This window comes from Pseudoalteromonas sp. TAP-3C (assembly GCF_059888565.1).
Window position 1 is genome coordinate 1,445,274 of the sequence record NZ_CM187618.1, and the last position, 22,499, is coordinate 1,467,772.

Annotated in this window: 22 protein-coding genes; 13 read left to right on the forward strand and 9 right to left on the reverse strand. The window is 39.6% G+C overall.

Features of this window, described 5'->3' with window-relative positions:
* Positions 1 to 121: 121 nt before the first annotated feature.
* Together sucC and sucD are read left to right on the forward strand one after the other, a co-directional pair.
* A complete protein-coding gene (gene sucC / locus AC6H44_RS06835) occupies positions 122 to 1,288 on the forward strand; it encodes an ADP-forming succinate--CoA ligase subunit beta (protein ID WP_500738130.1) in 1,167 nt (388 codons plus the stop codon).
* Positions 1,288 to 2,160: a succinate--CoA ligase subunit alpha gene (gene sucD / locus AC6H44_RS06840; RefSeq protein WP_500738131.1), complete on the forward strand. Its 873-nt coding sequence runs from the start codon at positions 1,288 to 1,290 to the stop codon at positions 2,158 to 2,160. Before sucC ends, sucD begins: the two co-directional genes overlap by 1 nt.
* A 54-nt stretch (positions 2,161 to 2,214) precedes the next feature.
* On the opposite strand, the gene AC6H44_RS06845 is transcribed toward sucD, so the two are convergent.
* Positions 2,215 to 3,285, reverse strand: a complete 1,071-nt coding sequence (locus tag AC6H44_RS06845) for a DUF3083 family protein (protein WP_500738132.1) — start codon at positions 3,283 to 3,285, stop codon at positions 2,215 to 2,217.
* Positions 3,286 to 3,500: 215 nt separating this feature from the next.
* On the opposite strand from AC6H44_RS06845, the gene glnS reads away from it, so the two are divergent.
* Complete coding sequence (gene glnS / locus AC6H44_RS06850) at positions 3,501 to 5,165, forward strand: glutamine--tRNA ligase (protein ID WP_500738133.1); 1,665 nt, start codon at positions 3,501 to 3,503, stop codon at positions 5,163 to 5,165.
* Positions 5,166 to 5,227: 62 nt separating this feature from the next.
* Here glnS and fur read toward each other — a convergent pair whose 3' ends face one another.
* The 5 genes from fur to AC6H44_RS06875 all read right to left on the reverse strand — a co-directional run bounded on the left by fur (position 5,228) and on the right by AC6H44_RS06875 (position 7,755).
* Positions 5,228 to 5,671: a ferric iron uptake transcriptional regulator gene (gene fur, locus AC6H44_RS06855; protein ID WP_500738134.1), complete on the reverse strand. Its 444-nt coding sequence runs from the start codon at positions 5,669 to 5,671 to the stop codon at positions 5,228 to 5,230.
* A 177-nt stretch (positions 5,672 to 5,848) separates the two neighbouring features.
* A complete protein-coding gene (fldA, locus tag AC6H44_RS06860) occupies positions 5,849 to 6,376 on the reverse strand; it encodes a flavodoxin FldA (protein WP_500738135.1) in 528 nt (175 codons plus the stop codon).
* A 13-nt stretch (positions 6,377 to 6,389) separates the two neighbouring features.
* On the reverse strand, positions 6,390 to 6,668 hold the full coding sequence (gene ybfE, locus AC6H44_RS06865; protein ID WP_008113775.1) for a LexA regulated protein: 279 nt from the start codon (positions 6,666 to 6,668) through the stop codon (positions 6,390 to 6,392).
* 2 nt (positions 6,669 to 6,670) lie between these two features.
* On the reverse strand, positions 6,671 to 6,892 hold the full coding sequence (locus AC6H44_RS06870; RefSeq protein ID WP_500738136.1) for a DUF2788 domain-containing protein: 222 nt from the start codon (positions 6,890 to 6,892) through the stop codon (positions 6,671 to 6,673).
* Between the two features lie 95 nt (positions 6,893 to 6,987).
* A complete protein-coding gene (locus tag AC6H44_RS06875; RefSeq protein WP_500738137.1) occupies positions 6,988 to 7,755 on the reverse strand; it encodes an alpha/beta fold hydrolase in 768 nt (255 codons plus the stop codon).
* Between the two features lie 229 nt (positions 7,756 to 7,984).
* Between AC6H44_RS06875 and seqA the strand changes: the two genes are divergently transcribed.
* The 7 genes from seqA to AC6H44_RS06910 all read left to right on the forward strand — a co-directional run bounded on the left by seqA (position 7,985) and on the right by AC6H44_RS06910 (position 15,901).
* Positions 7,985 to 8,569 carry a replication initiation negative regulator SeqA gene (gene seqA, locus AC6H44_RS06880; protein WP_500738138.1) on the forward strand — a complete coding sequence of 195 codons (585 nt, stop codon included), beginning with the start codon at positions 7,985 to 7,987 and terminating at the stop codon, positions 8,567 to 8,569.
* 9 nt (positions 8,570 to 8,578) lie between these two features.
* Positions 8,579 to 10,216 carry a phosphoglucomutase (alpha-D-glucose-1,6-bisphosphate-dependent) gene (gene pgm / locus AC6H44_RS06885; RefSeq protein ID WP_500738139.1) on the forward strand — a complete coding sequence of 546 codons (1,638 nt, stop codon included), beginning with the start codon at positions 8,579 to 8,581 and terminating at the stop codon, positions 10,214 to 10,216.
* A gap of 83 nt (positions 10,217 to 10,299) precedes the next feature.
* A complete protein-coding gene (gene astE / locus AC6H44_RS06890; RefSeq protein WP_500738140.1) occupies positions 10,300 to 11,352 on the forward strand; it encodes a succinylglutamate desuccinylase in 1,053 nt (350 codons plus the stop codon).
* A gap of 264 nt (positions 11,353 to 11,616) precedes the next feature.
* The gene (locus AC6H44_RS06895; protein WP_500738141.1) at positions 11,617 to 12,831 is read left to right on the forward strand and encodes a thiamine pyrophosphate-dependent dehydrogenase E1 component subunit alpha; all 1,215 of its coding nucleotides are present in this window, start codon (positions 11,617 to 11,619) and stop codon (positions 12,829 to 12,831) included.
* Entirely contained in the window at positions 12,831 to 13,808 is a 978-nt protein-coding gene (locus AC6H44_RS06900) for an alpha-ketoacid dehydrogenase subunit beta (protein ID WP_500738142.1), read from the forward strand. Before AC6H44_RS06895 ends, AC6H44_RS06900 begins: the two co-directional genes overlap by 1 nt.
* 8 nt (positions 13,809 to 13,816) lie before the next feature.
* Complete coding sequence (locus tag AC6H44_RS06905; RefSeq protein WP_500738143.1) at positions 13,817 to 15,382, forward strand: dihydrolipoyllysine-residue acetyltransferase; 1,566 nt, start codon at positions 13,817 to 13,819, stop codon at positions 15,380 to 15,382.
* A 159-nt stretch (positions 15,383 to 15,541) separates the two neighbouring features.
* A complete protein-coding gene (locus AC6H44_RS06910) occupies positions 15,542 to 15,901 on the forward strand; it encodes a DUF805 domain-containing protein (protein WP_500738144.1) in 360 nt (119 codons plus the stop codon).
* Positions 15,902 to 16,003: 102 nt separating this feature from the next.
* Here the strand turns inward: AC6H44_RS06910 and AC6H44_RS06915 are convergent, their stop codons facing one another.
* Both AC6H44_RS06915 and AC6H44_RS06920 read right to left on the reverse strand, forming a co-directional pair.
* Complete coding sequence (locus AC6H44_RS06915; protein ID WP_500738145.1) at positions 16,004 to 17,176, reverse strand: putative manganese transporter; 1,173 nt, start codon at positions 17,174 to 17,176, stop codon at positions 16,004 to 16,006.
* A gap of 88 nt (positions 17,177 to 17,264) precedes the next feature.
* A complete protein-coding gene (locus tag AC6H44_RS06920) occupies positions 17,265 to 18,890 on the reverse strand; it encodes a M28 family metallopeptidase (RefSeq protein WP_500738146.1) in 1,626 nt (541 codons plus the stop codon).
* A 107-nt stretch (positions 18,891 to 18,997) separates the two neighbouring features.
* On the opposite strand from AC6H44_RS06920, the gene AC6H44_RS06925 reads away from it, so the two are divergent.
* The 3 genes from AC6H44_RS06925 to AC6H44_RS06935 are packed head-to-tail and all read left to right on the forward strand — an operon-like array spanning position 18,998 to position 21,796.
* The gene (locus AC6H44_RS06925) at positions 18,998 to 19,810 is read left to right on the forward strand and encodes a DUF3025 domain-containing protein (RefSeq protein WP_500738147.1); all 813 of its coding nucleotides are present in this window, start codon (positions 18,998 to 19,000) and stop codon (positions 19,808 to 19,810) included.
* The gene (locus AC6H44_RS06930; RefSeq protein WP_500738148.1) at positions 19,807 to 20,595 is read left to right on the forward strand and encodes an ABC transporter ATP-binding protein; all 789 of its coding nucleotides are present in this window, start codon (positions 19,807 to 19,809) and stop codon (positions 20,593 to 20,595) included. Before AC6H44_RS06925 ends, AC6H44_RS06930 begins: the two co-directional genes overlap by 4 nt.
* Complete coding sequence (locus AC6H44_RS06935) at positions 20,588 to 21,796, forward strand: ABC transporter permease (protein WP_500738149.1); 1,209 nt, start codon at positions 20,588 to 20,590, stop codon at positions 21,794 to 21,796. The genes AC6H44_RS06930 and AC6H44_RS06935 overlap by 8 nt, the downstream gene beginning before the upstream one ends.
* A 227-nt stretch (positions 21,797 to 22,023) precedes the next feature.
* Here the strand turns inward: AC6H44_RS06935 and soxR are convergent, their stop codons facing one another.
* A complete protein-coding gene (soxR, locus tag AC6H44_RS06940) occupies positions 22,024 to 22,485 on the reverse strand; it encodes a redox-sensitive transcriptional activator SoxR (protein ID WP_500738150.1) in 462 nt (153 codons plus the stop codon).
* Positions 22,486 to 22,499 lie beyond the last annotated feature (14 nt).

Below are 22,499 nucleotides of genomic sequence, written 5' to 3' on the forward strand. Positions count from 1 at the left end.
TATGGTCATACTGGGGTTTTCATGTAGCGTCATGAGATCTATACTAGGCACGCAATTTGGGATAGTTGTTTATTTGCATAAATATTCAGCTCTTTTAATATAAAAAATTGGATAAAGTATCATGAATTTGCATGAGTATCAGGCAAAACAACTTTTTGCCGAATATGGTTTACCAGCTTCTCAGGGTTTCGCTTGCGATACACCGGAAGAAGCTGCAGCCGCTGCTGAAAAAATTGGCGGCGATATGTGGGTTGTTAAAACTCAGGTTCACGCCGGTGGACGTGGTAAAGCGGGCGGTGTAAAGCTAGTTAAAACTATCGACGAAGTTAAAGCGTTTGCAGCTAACTGGCTAGGCAAAAATCTAGTTACTTACCAAACAGACGAGAATGGTCAGCCAGTTACTAAAATTTTAGTTGAAAGCTGTACTGATATCGCCAACGAATTGTACTTAGGTGCCGTTGTTGATCGTGCTTCTCGCAAAGTTGTGTTCATGGCGTCTACTGAAGGCGGTGTTGAAATTGAAACGGTTGCTGAAGAAACTCCAGAGCTTATCCATAAAGCAGAGATTGACCCATTAGTCGGTCCTCAAGCTTACCAAGCACGTGAACTAGGTTTTAAATTGGGTCTTAACCCAGTGCAAATGAAACAGTTCGTACAGATCTTTATGGGTCTTGGTAAAATGTTCACTGATTTTGATTTCGCACTACTTGAAATCAACCCGCTTGTTATTACAGATGAAGGTAACCTTCACTGTCTAGATGGCAAAATTGGTATCGATGGTAATGCACTTTACCGTCAACCTAAAATGCGCGATTTCCATGATCCATCTCAAGAAGATGCACGTGAAGCACATGCAGCAAGCTTTGAACTTAACTACGTTGCATTAGACGGTAACGTTGGTTGTATGGTTAACGGTGCAGGCCTTGCGATGGGTACTATGGACATTGTAAACCTACACGGTGGCAAGCCTGCAAACTTCCTAGATGTTGGCGGCGGTGCAACCAAAGAACGTGTATCTGAAGCATTTAAAATCATTCTTTCTGATGACAACGTTAAAGCTGTTTTAGTTAACATCTTTGGTGGTATCGTTCGTTGTGACATGATCGCTGAAGGCATCATTGGTGCAGTTAAAGAAGTTGGCGTAAACGTACCTGTAGTTGTACGTTTAGAAGGGACTAACGCTGAACTAGGTCGTGAGGTTCTTAAGAACTCTGGTCTAGATATCATTGCTGCTGAATCACTAACAGACGCGGCTGAAAAAGTTGTTGCTGCTGCGGAGGGCAAATAATGTCTGTATTAATCAATAAAGATACAAAAGTTATCTGTCAAGGTTTCACCGGTGGCCAAGGTACTTTCCACTCAGAGCAAGCGCTTGAGTACGGTACACAAATGGTTGGTGGTGTAAGCCCAGGTAAAGGCGGTCAAACGCACCTTGGTCTACCAGTATTTAACACAGTACGTGATGCGGTAGAAGCCACTGGCGCAACGGCATCAGTTATCTACGTACCAGCACCTTTTTGTAAAGATGCCATCTTAGAAGCAATCGATGCAGGTATTGAGCTAATCGTTTGTATCACTGAAGGTATTCCAACGCTTGATATGGTTGACGTTAAAGTTAAACTAGATCAAACAGGTACTCGTATGATCGGTCCTAACTGCCCAGGTGTTATTACCCCTGGTGAGACTAAGATTGGTATCATGCCTGGTCACATCCACAAGCCTGGTAAAGTAGGAATTGTTTCTCGCTCTGGTACTTTAACGTATGAAGCAGTTAAACAAACTACTGATGCTGGTTTTGGCCAGTCTACCTGTGTTGGTATTGGTGGCGACCCAATTCCTGGTACTAACTTTATCGACGTTTTAGAAATGTTCGAAAAAGACACCCAAACTGAAGCAATTGTAATGATTGGTGAAATTGGTGGTACTGCAGAAGAAGAAGCTGCAGAGTACATCAAAGCACACGTTACCAAACCTGTTGTGTCTTACATTGCTGGTGTGACTGCACCAGAAGGTAAGCGTATGGGTCACGCTGGCGCAATTATCGCTGGCGGTAAAGGTACTGCTGATGAGAAATTTGCTGCATTAGAAGCTGCGGGCGTAAAAACTGTACGTTCATTAGCTGAAATCGGTAATGCACTTAAAGAGAAAACTGGCTGGTAATCAGCTGTTTATCTTTAAAAAAGGCTCGCAATTGCGAGCCTTTTTGTTATGTTGTTAATATGAGTAACTGATATGCTGAAAAAAGCGAACCGATAAATCTTGGCGTTGCTTATTAATGGCGAGTTCATCACAAAAACTATGAATAGTTTTTTCTACTTGATTCAAAAAGCGACCATAGCCAATTTCATGTTTATTGTGCTGGGCAGCTACAACGACAAAATGCAGTGTTTCTACTAGTTTTTCGGCTTCATAAAAGATTTTTACTTGCTGACTTGAGTCCTCTATATCAAAACTGATTTTTTGTAATTCCCCATTTCCCTCATTTCTATCCACTTCACTGTTACGAATTATTGGCATTGCCCCATTAGCAATCATAGCAACGTGGGTAAGCTTATTGCTTTCACACAATTGCGTAAATAATTTTGCAAAGTGGTTATAAAACGGCTCATAAGTGTGGCTATTAATTTGTGTTTGAAATTGCGTTTTAATATTACGTGATACGGGAATAGAAAAAGTCACATATGTCATTTCAGCGTGTGTGTTAGGTATTGCACATTGTCTTGATTGATAGCGAGGGTATAAGCTTCTCAATTTATAGCCATAGCTTTCTTTATTGCCTTTTTCTTTAGCAAATAAGTCGTAGGTTAAGTGTTGATGATCTCTTAGCGTAAAACTAGGTTGATCTAAAAATAGCTGTTGTTGCAAATACGTTAATACCTTTTGTACCTTGGTATGAAATTGTGCTGAGTGTGCGCGAATATCTTCACCCGTTGCTAAAAATAATAAACGTATTTTTTTACTTTGAATATTCGCTGTACAGTGCAACTTATGGGCTTCATGGTAGCGAGGGTTATAAAAAAATAACATTTGCTTATCGGTTTCAAGTTGATATGACTCCTCATTAAAGCGTACAACGGGCAATTTATCATTTGCAAGTAAATGTACATTATGCAGTTCATATTCATCACATGATGCAAATAATTGTCGCGCAATGCGCTGATAACATGCATTAATGCCACTAAAGTTTGTATAAAAATTATCGTTTGGTGTAATTTCAGCTAATAAGTAATGATTTGCGCGTGCATTACTTGGTATATAAACGCGGTTTTGATTTAATGAAGCCATCTTTCGTTCCTGTAAGTGGGTTTATCTTTATACTATAAATTCCTTTGATGACTTAAATATTGCGCTAAAACAAATTTTGTTCATAAACTATCCTTTATCAAATAAACTTTGTTAATAACAAGCATAAACCCACATCTATTACTGTATGTTAAGGTTTGTTTTTGTAATAATGCATTAGTTTTGTTATCACTCAATATACAGAGGTTTATACTCCTATGGCGGAAATTGAGAATCGCCCAAGCAACTTTATTAGAACGCGCATCGATGAAGATTTAGCAAGTGGGAAACACGCTACAACACATACCCGTTTTCCACCAGAACCTAATGGCTTTTTACATATTGGTCATGCAAAATCAATTTGTTTAAATTTTGGTATTGCCAAAGACTATAATGGTTTATGTAACCTTCGTTTTGACGATACTAACCCAGAAAAAGAAGATATTAACTACGTTAACTCAATTAAAGAAGATGTACAGTGGTTAGGTTTTAATTGGGATGGTGAGATAAAATATTCATCAAATTATTTTGATGTGCTTTACGGCTATGCAGTTGAACTTATTAATAAAGGCTTAGCGTATGTTTGTTTTTTAACCGCCGATCAAGCGCGCGAATACCGGGGTACGTTAAAAGAGCCAGGTAAAAATAGCCCATACCGTGATACCAGTCCTTCTGAAAACCTAGCCCTGTTTGAAAAAATGCGCAACGGTGAGTTCAAAGAGGGTGAGTGTGTATTGCGTGCGAAAATAGATATGGCAAGCTCATTTATTGTGCTTCGCGATCCTATTATATACCGTGTGCGTTTTGCTCATCACCACCAAACCGGTGATACGTGGTGTATATACCCGATGTATGACTTTACTCATTGTATTTCTGATGCACTAGAGGGCATTACTCATTCATTGTGTACACTTGAGTTTCAAGATAACCGACGTTTATACGACTGGGTGCTTGATAACATAAGTCTAGAGTGTCATCCACAACAAATTGAGTTTTCGCGTTTAAATCTTGAATACACCATAATGTCAAAGCGTAAACTTAATGAACTAGTGGTAAACAACCATGTAGAAGGGTGGGACGACCCACGTATGCCAACCATTGCAGGTCTGCGCCGCCGTGGTTATACACCGGCATCTGTTCGTGAATTTTGTCAACGTATTGGTGTTACTAAACAAGAAAATATGGTTGAAATGGGTGTGCTAGAAGCCTGTATCCGTGATGACTTAAATGAAAACGCACCACGGGCTATGGCCGTACTCGATCCGGTTAAAATTGTGATTGAAAACTACGAAGCAGAAAAAGTTGAAGTGTTATCGGTTGCTAATCACCCAAATAAAGAAGAAATGGGCCGTCGTGATGTGCCGTTTACACGCGAAATTTACATTGAACGTGAAGATTTTCGTGAAGAAGCCAATAATAAGTTTAAACGCTTAGTGCTTGATAAAGAAGTGCGTTTACGCGGAGCTTATGTGATTAAAGCACAGCGCGTTGAAAAAGACGATAACGGTGAAATAACCACTATTTATTGTAGTTACGATCCTCAAACACTGGGTAAAAACCCAAGTGATGGTCGTAAAGTAAAAGGGGTTATTCATTGGGTGTCGGCGCCTGAGTCAGTGACAGCAGAAGTACGTTTATATGAGCGTCTATTTAATGTGCCCAACCCTGGCGCTGCTGATGATTTTGAAAGTACCCTAAATCCAGAGTCATTAGTCATAATCAACAACGCTAAGCTTGAACCTTCACTGGCTAATTCATTACCTGGCCAAGGTTTTCAGTTTGAGCGTACCGGTTATTTTTCTCGTGACAGTAAAACTGAAAACGTGGTATTTAACCAAACTGTGGGTTTACGTGACTCATGGGCTAAAATAGAGCATAAATAATAGGCTCTATTTTATGCATAAAAAAACCTGCAAAAGCAGGTTTTTTTATGCAACTAAGACTATTAGCTATTGTTTTCTGAAAAGGTTTTACATGCAGCTTTATCTTCACATTCGCCGTAAAGATAAAGCGAATGGTTGGTTAATTTAATGCCGTTTTCTTCAGCAATTTCAAGTTGCCTACGCTCAATTAAATCATCTTCAAACTCAATAACTATGCCGCACTTTAAACAGACTAAATGATCATGATGAGTGCTACCAGAGAGTTCAAATACAGATTTTCCACCTTCAAAATGGTGACGGCTTACAATTCCGGCATCATCAAATTGATTTAAAACGCGGTATACAGTAGCAAGACCAATTTCTTCGCCCAGATCTAATAAAACCTTGTAAACATCTTCAGCGCTTATGTGTTGGTTATCTGGAGATTGAAGGATCTCTAAAATTTTAATACGCGGTAAAGTTACCTTTAGCCCGGCTTTTTTAAGTTCCAAGTTATGATCAGTCATTAAATCTGTCTCAATTTTGTTTAGTTATAATAGACATCTGCAAGATGTATTCGTCACAATAATAGGATAACGTGCCTTGGTAGTAAGTGCAAAGAACAATTGATCTATATCAAAATTAGTGATGATAGTGCTAACTGCTTGAGAATAATTTAAACAGTTAGCACAAAAAAGGGAAGACTAATCGGCTAACTCAGCTAAGCACATTTCATCATATACTTGAGCACACCATTGTTTAACGCGCTGCTCAGTAAGCTCTGGTTGGCGGTCTTCATCAATGCCAAGACCAACAAAATGCTTGTCATCTGCCATGCCTTTAGATGCTTCAAAATCATAACTGTCACTAGGCCAATGGCCAACAACAATAGCGCCTCGTTCAGTTACAATATCGTTGATCATGCCCATAGCGTCTAAGAAGTATTCTGCATAGTCTTCTTGGTCGCCACAACCAAAAATAGCAACCAGCTTACCTTCAAAACTTACTTCTTCAAGTTCAGGAAAAAAATCGTCCCAATCACATTGCGCTTCACCATAATACCAAGTAGGAATACCGAATAAGATCAGATCAAACTCAGCAATCTCTTCTTTAGAGCTTTTTGCAATGTCATGCACAGCAACGAGCTTTTTCCCCAATTCTTTTTGGATCATTTTTGCTACGTGCTCTGTGTTACCTGTGTCACTTCCGAAAAAAATGCCTACACTTGCCATGGATTTAAACCTTTTATCTATCAATAGCCAATCTTTCTTGTAAAATTGTTTCGATCAACGCACTGCGGCTAATATTTTGTGCATCTGCCATATCACTCAGTGCTTGATACAGCTGTGACGAAACTTTAAATTCAACACGCTTTAAACCGCGCGCTTTGTCTCTTTTTATTTGATTACGTTTATTGACCTTTAACTGCATATCCCGCGGAAGGGGATTTGTTTTAGGTCTACCTGGGCGTTTCTCGTATTCAAATAAATCAAGCGTTGTTCTATCTGTTTCTGACTTGGCCATGCTTAACTTACACCTGCACCTTGCCAAAACACCTGAATAAGTCCTTTAGCAATAAAGCCAGAGCAACCTAAAAAGAGTACCAACCAGACAATATAACGACCAAATTTAGGCACATTGCCGCTTTTCAGTACATCTTTTATTGCCAAGCCGATAAAAATAAGTATACCAGCTAAGCCAAAATACAACCCTAAGGTATCAAATTCGTTAATAAACTGACTGACCATCGACGTATAACCTTTAAATTAAACGGCGCGTACTATAGCACATAAATCTTTAATTATTTAGTGCGACAAATCAAAAATACGCCACAAAAATACCATTAAACTGCGGTTAAAAATTCATTAATTGCTTTGTTTACTGCCTGTGGTTTTTGAGCATGCAACCAATGGCCCGCGCCATGTATGATTTTTGCACTCACGTTTTTAAACACTGCATTAATTGCTTCTCGGTGTTTGGCTAAAATATAGTCAGAGTCATTACCTTTAATAAACAAAGTGTCGCACAAACAAGAATTATTTGCATTAACATTAGCGGTAATTGTCGAATAATTTTTATCAATGACTGATAAATTAAACCGCCAAACAAATTTGCCTTTATCGTTTTTGTATAAACTCTTTAATAAAAACTGACGAACACCCAGCTCTTTTATATACGGCTGCATTATCAAATCAGCTTGCTTTCTATCACTAATATCCGTATTTTTTACTGCATTTAATGCCTCAAGTATCTGAGTATGCCGAGCAGGATAGCTAACGGGTGCGATATCAAGTACCACTAATTTATCGACTAGTTCGTTATGTGTCAGGGCCACCTGCATGGCGACTTTACCGCCCATTGAATGCCCAATAAGGTGCGCTTTTTGTATATTGAGTGTTGCCATTAATTTTATAATGTCTTCTGCCATGACTAAGTAATCCATTTCATCGCTGTGGGGCGAAAGGCCATGGTTACGTAAATCGACATTGGTTACACAAAAATGCTCACTTAATGGTTTTGCAATCACATTGAGGTTTTCTAAAGAACCAAACAAGCCATGGAGTAAAATAACATCAGCACCCTGACCAGTTTGTTTGTAATTTAACTGCATAACGCACTCCTTTAATTTTGTGCATAGTGTGCCGAGCATTTTAAAAAAAAGCAAAAAATACAGCCATTATTACAGGCTTACTTATTACAGCGCTATTGTTAAATTAGTTCCTTGATTCATTAATCATTGTTTTAATGTTCAGTGCATTGGAGGTTGTAACTCGCATTTCTAACTGGATTGGGTATAATCATATCGAAAGAAAAATGTGACCCGTAATGACAGGAAGACCATGAAACAAATCGACATAGACGACGAGTTATATCAGTACATTGCAAGCAATACTCAAAGTATTGGTGAGAGTGCATCGACTATTTTACGTCGTTTATTAAATCTCAACGGCGGAAAAATTCACACCACAAAATCAGACACCGATCATAAAAATGAAACTGTTAGTGTGTCTAATTCATCGCAAGAACAACCACTATCAGCTGTTGTGCAGCAAGTACCAGTGGCAAAACCACCGGTAAACAAAAAAAATGCCAATGTTTTTAATGTTTTAAATAAAGAAGAGCTGGCAATGCAAAAAGGCGTTGTTGGTCGTTTTTTATTTATTTTAAGTGCATTTTATCGAACGCATAAAACTGATTTTTCAGCGGTGCTGGATATAAAAGGTCGTGATCGAGTATATTTTGCTACTAGCAAAGAAGACTTAGTTAATAGCGGCAGTAGTATGAATCCTAAAAATATTACCGACAGTGAATATTGGGTGATGACTAATTCAAATACTACACGCAAAAAAATGATGCTGCATGAAGTTGCACTTAGCTTAGGCTACAGCAATGAGCAAGCTGAAAAAATTCGTGATTATCTTTAAGGAAATACCATGGCAATTCATCCCGGCGCAGGTAAAATTGCACCACAATCAATTTTAGTCAATGTACCTAAGTTAGTGTCTGCGTATTATTTAAATGAACCTGATTTAGAGCAAAACCCTGAGCATTGTGTTGCATTTGGCACTTCAGGGCATCGTGGTTGTGCGTATGATGTAAAATTTAACGAATCCCATATATTATCAATCACCCAAGCCATTTGTGATTACAGAAAACAAAATGATATATTTGGCCCGTTATTTTTAGGTAAAGACACGCATGCTTTGAGCGAAGCGGCCTTTAACTCAGCCATAGAAGTACTGGTTGCTAACGAAGTACAAGTAATAACTCAAGAAAACGGTGACTTTACCCCCACACCCGTCATTAGTCACGCTATTGTTAGCTATAATAAAAATCACCCCAATGAACTTGCCGACGGCATTGTGGTTACCCCATCTCATAATCCACCTGAAGATGGCGGATTTAAGTATAATCCTCCTAATGGCGGCCCTGCAGATACAGACGTAACAAAATGGATTGAAGACAGAGCTAATCAACTTCTACTTGAAGATTTAGTTGAGGTTGAACTGTTTCCTTTTGCTAAAGCGTCGCATTCTGGTTTTATTCGTTATGAAGACTTAATGACACCATACATTAATGACCTTGAAAACATTGTTAATTTAAAAGCCATTAGTGACGCCGGTATTAAAATTGGTATTGATCCTTTAGGTGGTTCAGGCATTAACTTTTGGCCAGTGATCGCGAAAAAATATAATTTAGATTTAACCGTTGTTAATAATAACGTCGATCCGCGATTTGCATTTATGCCGCTTGATAAAGATGGCAAAATTCGGATGGATTGTTCATCACCGTATTCAATGGCTAATTTAATTGCCCTAAAAGATGACTTTGATTTATCGATTGGTAACGACCCCGATTACGATCGCCATGGCATAGTAACACCTGATGGGTTAATGAACCCAAATCACTTTTTAGCGGTAGCGATTGACTATTTACTAACGCATCGTGATTGGGATGCTAATGTACAAATCGGTAAAACACTCGTTTCTAGCTCAATGATTGACAAAGTGACTGAGCGCAATAACCGTAAAGTAAAAGAAGTCCCTGTGGGTTTTAAATGGTTTGTTGAAGGTTTAAATAAAGGCAAATTGGCCTTTGGTGGTGAAGAAAGTGCTGGCGCGGCCTTTTTACGGTTTGATGGCAGCGTATGGTGTACAGATAAAGACGGTTTTATTATGGGGCTACTTGCTGCTGAAATATTAGCTGTTACTGGTAAAACACCGTCTGCGCTATATAAAGAGCTAGAGCAAGAGTTTGGTGCACCACTTTATAAACGCTTAGATGCCCCCGCAACGCCTGAACAAAAGTCGCGATTAAAAGCACTCAGTGCTGACGATGTAAAAGCAGATACCTTAGCAGGTGAGCCTATTTTACAAAAGCTAACGCATGCGCCAGGTAATAATGCAGCAATTGGTGGCTTAAAAGTAGTTACCAAAAGCGGCTGGTTTGCAGCGCGTCCGTCAGGTACGGAAGATATTTATAAAATATATTTAGAATCATTTAAAGGCGAAGAACACTTAGCCTTATTAGAAAAAGAAGCTAAAAAACTGGTTGATTCAGTGATTAGCTAATTTGCAATTACACTTAAAAACGGCTGATTTATTCAGCCGTTTTTGTATCTACTATTTATAAAACAAAAAAGGGCTTTATCGTTATGTCTGCCACCCCTGAATACATTAATCAATTAAAACAAGATGGTGATTTTTTAACGCTTTCGCGAAAGCATGAATGGCATTTAGACGCAGGTCAATTTACCCTTAATAACAACACTCAGGTTATAGTACATGACACCGGTGTGATTGAATTTCAACCGGATGACGTTACTTCAAAAAATGTGGTGTTATCAAGCGCGATTCATGGCAACGAAACAGCACCGATTGAAATTTGCGATGAGCTTATTAAACAAATCATTAGCGGTGAGCTTAAATTACAACAGCGTGTTTTGTTTATTTTTGGTAACCCTCAGTCAATTAATATTGGTAAACGATTTGTAGAAGAGAACTTAAACCGCTTGTTTAACGGCCACCACACTGTTGATGGTATCGCGATGAACGATGAGCGCATAAGAGCTGCAAAACTTGAGCAGTATGTTAGCGATTTTTATACGCGTTCACAGCAGGGTACTTATCGGTGTCATTATGACTTACATACCGCTATTCGCGGCTCTAAAAACGAAAAATTTGCTGTTTATCCATTTTTGCATGGCAAACCTTGGAAAAAGTCGCAATTGCAGTTTTTATTAAGTTGTGGGGTAAATACGGTGCTGATGATGAAATCACCAGCCACAACATTTAGTTACTATTCGTCGTTTGTCCATGGTGCCGACTCATTTACTGTAGAGCTTGGACAAGTGAAACCCTTTGGTGAAAACGACATGTTACGCTTTGCAAAAACAAAACAAACTCTAACTGCATTAATTAGCCAAAAAGAAGTAAAATACCAAGAATTTAATGCAAAAGACTTTGAGTTGTTTTCTGTCCATCGTACTATAAATCGCACAGAGCAAGAATTTAGTTTCCCGTTTTCTGATGATGCCGAGAACTTTACTGGTTTTGCAAAGGGCGAACTCTTAGCCACTGACGGCGATAAGGCGATTTATGCCGATGTAGAAGGAGAAGCGATTATTTTTCCAAACGCACAAGTTGCCATCGGGCAGCGTGCATTACTTACCGTTGTGCCTCTGCACGTTGACAACCGTTTTAGCTGATCAACACATCAGACCACTTGTTATGAAAGTTTAACCAACTGATTAATAAGTGGTTAATTATTTGTATGGCTAACTTGCCAGTTTTTTGTTCATTATTTACTTTTGTTTTGTCACAGTTTTGTTGAATAACACTTTACGTTAACGTAAAGTGTTGGCAGCTTTAATTAAATACAGTGCAGATGTTGCAAAGTTTATTCAGCAACAATCACCCATAATAATAATCCTAAGGGGCGCTGTGATACTGACAACAAAATAAGGTAGGTTATGAGTAATCCTAATAACGTATCGCTGAATATTAATCATGAGCTTGAGTTTATTGATGGCCACGCACTTAATATTCCAACCCTTAGTATTTTAACTGAGGACGGCGACATTCATCCTAGTGCTCCAGCACCTGATATTTCAAAGCAAACCGCTATCAAATTATACGAAACCATGCGTTTTATTCGTTTACTCGATGAACGTATGCAGGGGGCTCAACGCCAAGGCCGCGTTAGTTTTTACATGCAATGTTTAGGCGAAGAAGCCGCGGTAACGGCTTCTGCCGCAGCGCTTGATCAAGATGACATGATCATGGCGCAATACCGTGAGCAAGCGGCGCTGCATTATCGTGGTTTTACCCTTGATCAATTTATGAACCAGATGTTTTCTAATGAATTAGATTTAGGTAAAGGCCGCCAAATGCCAATTCATTATGGTTCTAAAGCACTTAATTACATGACCATTTCATCGCCTTTGGGAACACAAATTCCACAGGCTACGGGTTACGCATACGCTCAAAAATTAAAACACATTGATGCTAAAACTGGGGAGTTGGCAAGCACCATTGATAACGTCACCATTTGTTATTTTGGTGAAGGGGCGGCTTCAGAAGGTGATTTTCATGCAGGCTTAAACATGGCTGCAGTGCATAAAGCACCGGTTATCTTTTTTGCTCGTAATAATGGCTATGCTATTTCAACCCCAGCCGATGAGCAATTTAAAGGTGATGGTATTGCTTGTCGCGGCGTAGGTTACGGCATAAAAACGATTCGCGTTGATGGCAGCGATGCACTTGCTGTTTATGCCGCAACTAAAAAAGCCCGTGAAATTGCAGCAACGCAGGGTGAACCCGTATTAATTGAATCGATAGCCTATCGTTTAGGTGCGCATTCAACATCAGATGATCCCAGTGGCTATCGTTCTAAAGATGAAGAAGCCAATTATAAAACATGCCCAATTGAGCGCTTTAGAAAATGGTTAGTAAAACAAAATTGGTTAGATGAAAACGACGATGCTAAAGCGAAAGAAACCATTCGTGATGATATTTTAGCGGCACTAAAACGCGCTGAAGTAATTGATAAGCCGGCGTTAGAAGAGCTAATTACCGATGTGTACGACACGCCAATTCCCTCTTTACAACGTCAATATGATGAACTTAAAACTCACATTAAAGCGCATCCAGACGCCTACCCAACAACAGCAGGGAGAATTAAGTAATGGCTAAAATGAACATGCTACATGCAATTAATTCTGCCTTAGATATCACCATGAATGAACACCCTCAAGCATGTATTTTTGGTGAAGATGTTGGCTATTTTGGTGGTGTATTTAGAGCAACATCTGGCTTACAAGAAAAATACGGCAAGCATCGCGTATTCAATACCCCGCTCACAGAGCAAGGTATTTTAGGCTTTGCCAATGGTTTAGCAGCGTTTGGTGCACCGGCACTGGCTGAAATTCAATTTGCTGATTATATTTTCCCCGCGTTTGACCAAATTGTGAATGAATCCGCTAAGTTTCGCTATCGTAGTGGTAACGAATTTAATGTGGGTAACTTGACAATACGTACACCTTACGGCGGCGGTATTGCCGGCGGTTTATATCATTCACAATCGCCAGAAGCTTATTTTGCCCATACGCCGGGATTAAAAATAGTGGTTCCTCGTAATCCTTATCAAGCGAAAGGCTTACTGCGAGCCTGCATTAAAGACGACAACCCCGTAATATTCTTTGAGCCCAAACGTTTATACCGTGCCTCAACCGGTGAAGTACCAGAGGAAGATTACAGTATTGAACTCGGTAAAGCTGAAATAATTCAACAGGGCACAGACGTGACTTTATTGGCGTGGGGCGCACAAATGGAAATCGTGGAAGCCGCGGCTAAACACGCAGCTGAACAAGGCATTAGCTGTGAGGTGATTGATCTTCGTAGTATTTTACCGTGGGACGTTGAAACCATTGCTAAATCAGTGACTAAAACAGGACGACTTATTGTTAGTCACGAAGCACCTATCACCAATGGTTTTGGTGCAGAAATAGCGGCAACCATCGCTCAAGAGTGCTTCTTACATTTAGAGTCGCCTATTTTACGTGTCTGTGGTTTAGATACGCCTTATCCACTGGCACTTGAAAAAGAATATGTTCCAGATGCATTGAAAGTAATGGCTGCAATTAAACAATCAGTGAACTTTTAGGGGTTTCCATGGCTAAAGATTTTATATTACCCGATATTGGTGAAGGCATTGTTGAATGCGAAGTTGTTGAATGGCTGGTAGCAGAGGGTGACACAGTAAAAGAAGATCAGCCTATTTGTGACGTAATGACCGACAAAGCCTTAGTGCAAATTCCAGCAGTGCACGATGGCGTGATCACTAAGTTATATTGTAAAAAAGGTGATATTGCTAAAGTTCATGCGCCGTTATTTGCAATGGATGTTGCAGGTGATGGCGTTAGTGATGCGAATGATACACGTGATGTACCCACTAAAGTAACAGAGCAGCTAGAAGACTTTATTCTACCGGATATCGGTGAGGGTATTGTAGAGTGTGAAATTGTTGACTGGTTAGTGGCAGAGGGCGATGAAATACAAGAAGATCAAGCCGTTTGTGATGTAATGACCGATAAAGCGTTAGTACAAATACCGGCTAAATATACCGGTACTGTACAAAAGCTATATTATCAAAAAGGTGAAATTGCCAAAGTACACAGCCCGTTGTTTCAAATGACCATAGCAGGTCAAGTTGCAAAAGAAGACGTTGATGTTAATCAAGCGGTCGTGAAAGCACAAAGCAATGCAACCTCTGATGTACCCGCTAAGCAAACGCAACCGATTGTTAACGAAAAAGCAGTTGCCTCACCTGCGGTTAGACGTAAAGCGCGAGAGCTTGATGTTGATTTAACTTGCGTACCAGGCAGTGGTAAAAATGGCCGTATTTATAAACAAGATATTGAAGCATTTATAAAAAATGAAGTGCCATCTGGTATGGATACTTCTGAGCTTAACAAGCCACAAACTACTCAGAGTAAAGCCACTCATAGCGCTGAGAACGCAACTAGCCCAGGGGGCACGCGGACAGAAGCGATTAAAGGCATTAAAGCGGCCATGGCAAAACAAATGGTGGCGTCTGTTTCCACTATTCCACATTTTACTTACAGCGATGAAATTGACTTAACTGATTTAATTGCACTGCGTACTGACCTTAAAGAGCTGTATAAAACGCAAGGCGTTAAGCTGACTATGATGCCGTTTTTTATTAAGGCGTTATCGTTGGCAATGAGTCAATTTCCAGTACTTAACTCAAAAGTAAATGATGATTGCAGTGAAATTACTTACTATGACGATCATAATATTGGCGTTGCAGTAGATGCTAAAGTGGGTTTACTGGTGCCTAATATTAAAGCTTGCCAAACTAAAAGCATTGTAGAGGTGGCGAACAACTTAACTCAGCTTACTGATTCTGCGCGCGAAGGCCGTGTTTCGCCTGATGATTTAAAAGGTGGCACTATTAGCATTTCTAATATTGGTGCAATTGGTGGCACTATAGCTACGCCGATTATTAACAAACCAGAAGTGGCCATTGTCGCCTTAGGTAAATTACAGCACCTTCCACGTTTTGATCAGCAAGGGCAGGTGGTTTCGCGTGCAATTATGCAAGTAAGTTGGTCTGGGGATCACCGTGTAATTGATGGCGGCACGATAGCCCGTTTTAATAATTTATGGAAAGAATACTTAGAGCAGCCTGCTAAAATGATGATGGCAATGCGCTAATCTTTTTTAATTAAATAGTTAAAAAATTTCAAAAAACCAGCTAACTAGCTGGTTTTTTACTTTTATAAATTTATATTTTTAATTAAGATATGCGTGTAATAAAAATGGTAACACTACACGCCCTTTAGGGAATATAAACAATAACACTAAGGATATTTTATGGAACATTATATCAATGCATTGCGTAGCTACGCAGATTTTTCAGGTCGTAGTCGTCGCAAAGCCTATTGGATGTTTATTTTATTTAACGTCATATTTTCGCTTGTAACTTCTGCAATTGACTATGTTACAGGTACAGCAATAATCGGGACTATTTACAGCCTCGCTTTATTGATCCCTCAGCTAAGTGCTGGAGCGCGCCGCCTTCACGATACTAATCGCTCAGGCTGGTGGCAATTACTGTGGCTAGTACCGGTAATAGGTTGGATTATTTTAATTATCTTCTTAGCGCAAGACTCGCAAGAGGGTGAGAACGACCATGGCATAAACCCTAAAGAAGTTGAATTACAAACAGCTTAATTGAGTAATTAGCTTACACTCAGGGCTCAGCCGTTGCTGAGCTTTTTTTATGTAAATATATTAGGGTCTGTTGAGCTTTAAAGGTTAAATTTAATGCAGGCCCTAAAGTGCAAAAAAATATAAACCATAGCCAACTATTAACGCGGGGATGGCTGTATAGAACGTGGCTATGATGGCGGCTTTGGGTGTCATTGCAATGGCAGGAAAGAGCGCATCTCCATCGTTGGAAATGGCATTGGCCGCTAATGCGCTAAATGGAATAACACCTTGTATATATAAGGTGGTGACAATTATTTGTGGGCCACAGCCAGGTAAAAAACCAATTAAAACCGCTATTAGCGGGGCCATATAAGCATAATTTAAAAACCATGTTTTTAAGTCAAGACCAAACACTGTTACCAGTAGTTCAAATAATACAAAGGAAGCAACCACCCACGCGGTCACAAAATGGGTATCTTGCAACACCTTGGTAATTTTTGAAGGTGGACTGCATATATCATCTTCTGAGGTTACTTCTTGATAGCTTTCACCTTTTGAAGATAGCGCCCACATAAATACGACAAACAAAGCCATTAATGCACCGAAGCTACTAATAAAGGCATTGCTGTATTCGCCAAATTGGCTCAAATCAACATTAAAAGCGAGTAAAAAGGCAATAAGCAACCCCGGAATAATAGCGATAAACCAAATAGGTTTACTGAGCGTAATTATTTTCGTCGGTAAAAGGGTAACCTGTTGTGTGTGCTTTTGATCAGTTGGGCATAAATAGCCTGTTTTATGAAGTGTGTTGACGATTAAACCCGTTACAGAACCAACCACAAACCCTATTGCCATGATTGTTAAACCCTCGGTAGGGCGAGTAGCTAATAATAAAAACGCAGCATCACCCATAGTGGCCGTTAATACGGCAACAATAGCGCCAAAGCTTGCTTGGCCTTTTGTAAATTGAGTCACCACAATAATAGCGCCACCACAGCCTGGTAACATGCCTAAAAAAGCAGCAAAGCTGACTTCCAACACCGGTGATTTTGCATTTAAATAGCGAAGTTCTAACTGAGGTAAATTATCTACAACGTAGTAATAAATAAACAAAGTGGCAGCAACAAACACACTTACTTGAAAAAAAGCATCACTGAGTGCAGTAATTGTTATGGTGCGTAAACTGGGCAGGGCTAAACAGACTAAAATTAGCAATGGTAAAATTAGGCGTTTATTTTGGTGAAAAACACGTTTTGCAGCTGGCGAAATAGCGCCTAAATGAGGTGTTAAAAACATACAGTACGACCTAATTAAAGAATGAGATCACACTGTACTATTTTATTAAATGATAATCAATATCATTTAGGTGTTCAGGTAAATATGATTATTTACGTTGAAATTCTGAATTTTCGTTCCACGTAGGCCACTGAGTTTGCTGCGAAATATCAAAGCCTACTTTATAAAATAATTGTAGGTCTTCAGCCGCGCCCGATAAATCCCACTCATTACGGTATCTATCACACGGCTGATGATAACAACCACGCAGTACTAGGCTCATACGTTTACGGTAATTTTCAGTTTCTTCATCAAACGCTTGTGAACCGCCACCGGCATACATGGCTGGAACGCCCATATTGGCAAAGGCAAAGTGATCTGAGCGATAATAACCACCTGACGATGGCTTAGGATCGCCCGATACTGTTCTGCCTTGCTGTTTAGCAGCATTTGCCAATAAATCATCCATCTGTGATTTACCAATACCCACCACGCTAATGTCTTTTACTTTACCTAACAGGTTTAAGCTATCCATATTAATATTAGCAACGGTTTTATTAGCAGGAATAACCGGGTTAGCCGCATAATACTTAGAGCCAAGTAAACCTTGCTCTTCAGCGGTGACCGCTAAAAAAGTTATTGAACGGTCAGGGCGTTTACCGAGTTTAGTGAAGGCTTCGGCTACTTCAAACATACCAGCAATACCTGTGGCGTTATCGTGCGCACCGTTGTAAATTTGATCGCCTTTTCGGTTTTTATCTGTGCCTAAATGATCCCAATGCGCAGAGTAAATAATATGTTCATCTGGTTTTTTACTGCCTGCAAGGGTGGCAATAAAGTTATACGATACTGATTTTTTGATGGTGTTGTTAACTTCAACGGTAGCATCTAAGTCACTCATGTCTACATGATAAGCACCTTTAGCAGCATTGGCTTTAGCGGTTTCAAAATCAAGCCCTGCTTTAGTAAATAACTCTTTTGCTACATCAGCGGTTACCCAACCCTCAACGGCAACGCGGTCCATATTGTTATTGTCTTTTACAAAACCAAATTGCTCGCCACTCCATGAGTTCTCAACCACAGACCACGGATAAGACGCTGGCGCTGTTTCATGAATAATTATAGCGCCCGCAGCACCTTGACGGCTTGCTTCTTCGTATTTGTAAGTCCAGCGTCCGTAATAGGTCATGGCATCACCGGTAAATAACGCGGGATCTTTAGTCGCAAAACCTGGATCGTTTACTAACATGACCACTGTTTTACCTTTTACATCGAGACCTTCGTAGTCATTCCAGTTATATTCAGGGGCGTTAACACCGTAGCCCACAAATACCAGCTCTGAATTTTCTATGCCTTCTTGCACACTAATACGACTACTGCCCATCACCATGTCTTTTTTATATTCATAGTCTTTTCCACCAATACTAAGCACCATGTTTGAATCTGCTTCGAGTGAAACAAGCGGTACTTCTTGAAAAAAACTATCACCGTTACCCGGTTCAAAGCCTAAAGCAGTAAATTCTTTAGTTAGGTAATCAAGTGTTAACTTTTCGCCTTCAGATGAAGGCGCGCGACCACCAAATTCATCTGAGGCGAGTATTTTTACATGTTTAGCAATTTCATCGGCTTGAATGCTGTTATAGCCGTTAGCGACATCGTCAGAGGTAATACTTGTTGTTGCACAGCCAGCTAAAATAGCAGTTGTAATTAAGGTCAAAGAAAAATAACGTTTCATATTGGCTCTTTTTTTGTTCTAAGTGGCATTAGTATATGAACTTCTATTAATTAGAACCAGTTTTTGCGGTAAACTGTTGCTGATAAAAATGTACACTAAAGGTAACAATGAAGCGTTTTACTCCCCCAGAACAATTTCAAGCAACGAGCCTAAGCAGCGGGGCATTTGCGCATCTTCGTCAGTTGTTTAACATTCATCAGCAAACAGATTGGCCAGAGCCCGCGTATTTTCAACCTTACTTACATGCCATAAACGCAAATAATCTTCCCATTCGTTTTGTTGATGATGCCAAGGTTGATTTTGCTGAGCGCTATTATGAACAAGTTATTTTCGAAACAGGGGACGTGCCCACCCGCCAACAAAACTGGCATGATTTGTTTGGTGGTTTTATTTGGTGTTTATTTCCAAAAACAAAAGCCTTGATAAATCAGCGCCATGTAGATGAAATAGCATTGCATGGTTTAAAACAACGCGGTAAACATCGAAATGCACTAACTTTGTTTGATGAGTGCGGGGTTGTGCTAGCAATCAGCGAATCGCAGTGGAAGGAGTGGTTAAGAGATCACCAATGGAAAACAGCCTTCAAAGAACATAAAGCGCAGTGGGGTAAAACCATTGCGCCTTTTATGTTCGGCCATGCTAATTACGAAATGTTGACCAAACCTTATATAGGGCTTACTGGTAAAGCCTTATTTGTAAATGTGCCGGATGAAATATTTTGTAAAGATTTAGTAACTCAGTACCAGTACCTAGATCAACGACTTTATGAGATGATAAAAACTGATGATTGTTTAGCAGATAACAAACAGCTTTCACCTTTACCGTTATTAGGTGTACCTGGTTGGTGTGATGAGAATAACAATCCATCGTTTTACGATAACACGGATTATTTTAGACCGAAACGAAGGACACGAAGATGATAGAAGTAACCGCGCTTAAAAAGAAGTTTAAGCTCACCAAAGATCATAAAAAAAATAAAGTAGATGATATAGACCCACGCGAAGATAAAGATTATTTTCACTCGGTTAAAAATGTCAGCTTTAGCTGTGCTAAAGGCGAAGTGCTGGGACTATTAGGGCCTAATGGCGCAGGTAAAACAACCACATTAAGAATGCTCTCTACCGCTTTAAAGCCGGATGATGGCAGTATTACCATAGCCGGTCACGATATAATTAAAAAACCACTGATTGGGCGTAAATCAATTGGCTTTTTATCGGGTTCAACGGGATTATATGGTCGTTTAACAGTAAAAGAAAATATTGAGTACTTTGCAAAGCTTCATGGTATGGGCAAGCAAGCAATCAAGGATCGTTGTGAAGAGCTATTTACCTTACTCGATATGCATAAATTTATTGATAAGCGCGCTGAAAACCTATCAACCGGCATGAAACAAAAAGCCAACATTGCAAGAGCTGTGGTGCATCACCCTGAAGTGGTAATTCTTGATGAGCCCACTACTGGCCTTGATATTATGACTACCCAAACGGTGATTAACTTTATTAAAGGTTTAAAAGCACGAGGTACTCCGGTGATTTTTTCTACTCACCACTTAGATGAAGTAGCCCTTTTATGCGACCGTGTAGCGGTGATTAATGAAGGGGTTAGTTGTTTTGATGGCACGCTCGCTGAATTTAAACAAGCAGGCAACAGTGACGAATTAAACCAAGCGTTTATGAACATTTTAACGGAGAAACATAATGTTTGAAGTATTTAAAAAGGAATTAAAAGAGCTACTACGCGATAAAAAAACCTTATTGTTTGTGGTGGTATTTCCGATTGTGGTTTTTCCGGTGTTATTTGCTGTGGTTGCGTTTATATCCTCGCAAGCTGCGCTCGATGCTGAACAAAAAATAAATACCTATGTGATTATCAATGGCGACTATGCACCAGAATTTACTGATAAAGTGTTTTACCACAAAAGCTTTAAACTCTATAAAGGCGATAAAACCTTTAATAGTGTTGAGGAGCTAAAAGCAGGTGTAAACGCTGGCGATATCGACATGGGAATGTACCTGCCAAGCGATGCCGTGCAAACATTAAATGAGCAAAAGCAAAGCGAATGGCAAGTAGTGTTTAACGACTCAAAATCAATTAACTTCTTATTTGAGCGTGTGAAAGAGCTTGCTAAAGAGTACAGCGATACTCTGCAAGAAAGTAAACTACTGAGCTTTGGTATCGATAAAAGCGCACAAGCATCTATTTTAAAGCCAGTTAAAGTTACCAAAGTTGATACCGCCGATAAACGCGAAAACTTAGGTGAGAAAATAGGGGGTTTTTTACCTTATTTGCTTATTCCATTGGTATTAGTAGGGGCAACGTATCCTGCTATTGACTTAGGTGCTGGCGAAAAAGAACGAGGTACTTTAGAAACCTTATTACTTACCCCTATTACCCGTACCGAGCTTGTATTGGGTAAATTTATTACTTTATTAACCACTTCAATTGCATCAACCACCATCACCGTCATTAGTATGGGGTGTTGGATAGCCTTAGCGCTGGCTTTTGCTGATCTTGAATTTATTAAAGCCGCTTTTAGTACGCTTAGCGTAAGTGATTTACTGATGATTTTTGTTTTGTTATTACCGGTTGCTGCTATATTTTCAGCACTCGCCTTAGCAATTTCAATCTATGCACGCTCGTTTAAAGAAGCGCAAAACTACATGACCCCTATATCCATGGGGGTATTTTTCCCAATTATTATTTCAATTATGCCTAATATGGAACTCACTGCTAAAACGGCGTTTATTCCAGTAACCAATGTTGCCTTAGCGATTAAAGAAATAGTTAAAGGCACGGTAGACTACACGTTGGTGGGATTAATATTTGTAGCCACTGCACTCATAGCTGGTGCGCTACTGGCATTTTGTGTTAAGTGGTTTAACCGCGAAGATGTTCTATTTCGATAAGAGCGCTAAATCGTAAAACTAAATAAAATTGTGTGTCGCGCACTCGTTTATAGATACCGGTGTACTTCAGTACCATCAATAATACAAAAGCGACACATAACTCAATTTTTAGACTTTTAAAGCATTAGCTATAAGTTAAATTATGACTTTTTATCAACAACATTAGATACAGTTTACTAATTTAGTGGAAGAAAGGTTAAATGGCCAAGATTAAGGCTATTAGCAGTCTAATCTTGCTCTAATAAAATGGCGCCACTTTGGGTTTCACCCAAGTGGTCGTCTTTGTTATAAATAGGGCATTTGCTCATTGATAAACAGCCACAGCCAATACAGCCATCAACCCGCTGGCGTAAACGTTGCATATAAGCAATGCGTTTATCAAGCTGTGATTGCCATTGTTTTGAAAGTGCAGACCAGTCTTTTTGGGTTGGTGTGCGCTGCTCTGGTAAAGTTGCTAGAGTTTGTTTTATTTCTTCAAGCGTTATCCCCATTGCTTGGGCGGCTTTAATTACTGCAACACGGCGCAGTACATCGGGTTTATAGCGGCGTTGGTTGCCGTTGTTTCGCCAGCTGCGGATCAAGCCTTTGGTTTCGTAAAAGTGCAGTGTTGATACTTTTACGCCGCTGCGTTTCGCTACAAAGCCCACAGTTAAATTTGCATCGATGAGTTTTTTTTGTTGAACGGTCATAGTTTTTCTTCTTT

Coding starts and splice junctions, on each gene's coding strand:
- sucC (WP_500738130.1), top strand. CDS start 122: ATGAATTTGCATGAGTATCAGGCAAAACAACTTTTTGCCGAATATGGT.
- AC6H44_RS06905 (WP_500738143.1), top strand. CDS start 13,817: ATGGCTAAAGATTTTATATTACCCGATATTGGTGAAGGCATTGTTGAA.
- AC6H44_RS06935 (WP_500738149.1), top strand. CDS start 20,588: ATGTTTGAAGTATTTAAAAAGGAATTAAAAGAGCTACTACGCGATAAA.
- AC6H44_RS06875 (WP_500738137.1), bottom strand. CDS start 7,755: ATGCAGTTAAATTACAAACAAACTGGTCAGGGTGCTGATGTTATTTTA.
- AC6H44_RS06870 (WP_500738136.1), bottom strand. CDS start 6,892: ATGGTCAGTCAGTTTATTAACGAATTTGATACCTTAGGGTTGTATTTT.
- soxR (WP_500738150.1), bottom strand. CDS start 22,485: ATGACCGTTCAACAAAAAAAACTCATCGATGCAAATTTAACTGTGGGC.
- AC6H44_RS06920 (WP_500738146.1), bottom strand. CDS start 18,890: ATGAAACGTTATTTTTCTTTGACCTTAATTACAACTGCTATTTTAGCT.
- glnS (WP_500738133.1), top strand. CDS start 3,501: ATGGCGGAAATTGAGAATCGCCCAAGCAACTTTATTAGAACGCGCATC.
- sucD (WP_500738131.1), top strand. CDS start 1,288: ATGTCTGTATTAATCAATAAAGATACAAAAGTTATCTGTCAAGGTTTC.
- ybfE (WP_008113775.1), bottom strand. CDS start 6,668: ATGGCCAAGTCAGAAACAGATAGAACAACGCTTGATTTATTTGAATAC.
- AC6H44_RS06900 (WP_500738142.1), top strand. CDS start 12,831: ATGGCTAAAATGAACATGCTACATGCAATTAATTCTGCCTTAGATATC.
- AC6H44_RS06915 (WP_500738145.1), bottom strand. CDS start 17,176: ATGTTTTTAACACCTCATTTAGGCGCTATTTCGCCAGCTGCAAAACGT.
- fur (WP_500738134.1), bottom strand. CDS start 5,671: ATGACTGATCATAACTTGGAACTTAAAAAAGCCGGGCTAAAGGTAACT.
- astE (WP_500738140.1), top strand. CDS start 10,300: ATGTCTGCCACCCCTGAATACATTAATCAATTAAAACAAGATGGTGAT.
- AC6H44_RS06895 (WP_500738141.1), top strand. CDS start 11,617: ATGAGTAATCCTAATAACGTATCGCTGAATATTAATCATGAGCTTGAG.
- AC6H44_RS06910 (WP_500738144.1), top strand. CDS start 15,542: ATGGAACATTATATCAATGCATTGCGTAGCTACGCAGATTTTTCAGGT.
- AC6H44_RS06930 (WP_500738148.1), top strand. CDS start 19,807: ATGATAGAAGTAACCGCGCTTAAAAAGAAGTTTAAGCTCACCAAAGAT.
- pgm (WP_500738139.1), top strand. CDS start 8,579: ATGGCAATTCATCCCGGCGCAGGTAAAATTGCACCACAATCAATTTTA.
- AC6H44_RS06925 (WP_500738147.1), top strand. CDS start 18,998: ATGAAGCGTTTTACTCCCCCAGAACAATTTCAAGCAACGAGCCTAAGC.
- seqA (WP_500738138.1), top strand. CDS start 7,985: ATGAAACAAATCGACATAGACGACGAGTTATATCAGTACATTGCAAGC.
- AC6H44_RS06845 (WP_500738132.1), bottom strand. CDS start 3,285: ATGGCTTCATTAAATCAAAACCGCGTTTATATACCAAGTAATGCACGC.
- fldA (WP_500738135.1), bottom strand. CDS start 6,376: ATGGCAAGTGTAGGCATTTTTTTCGGAAGTGACACAGGTAACACAGAG.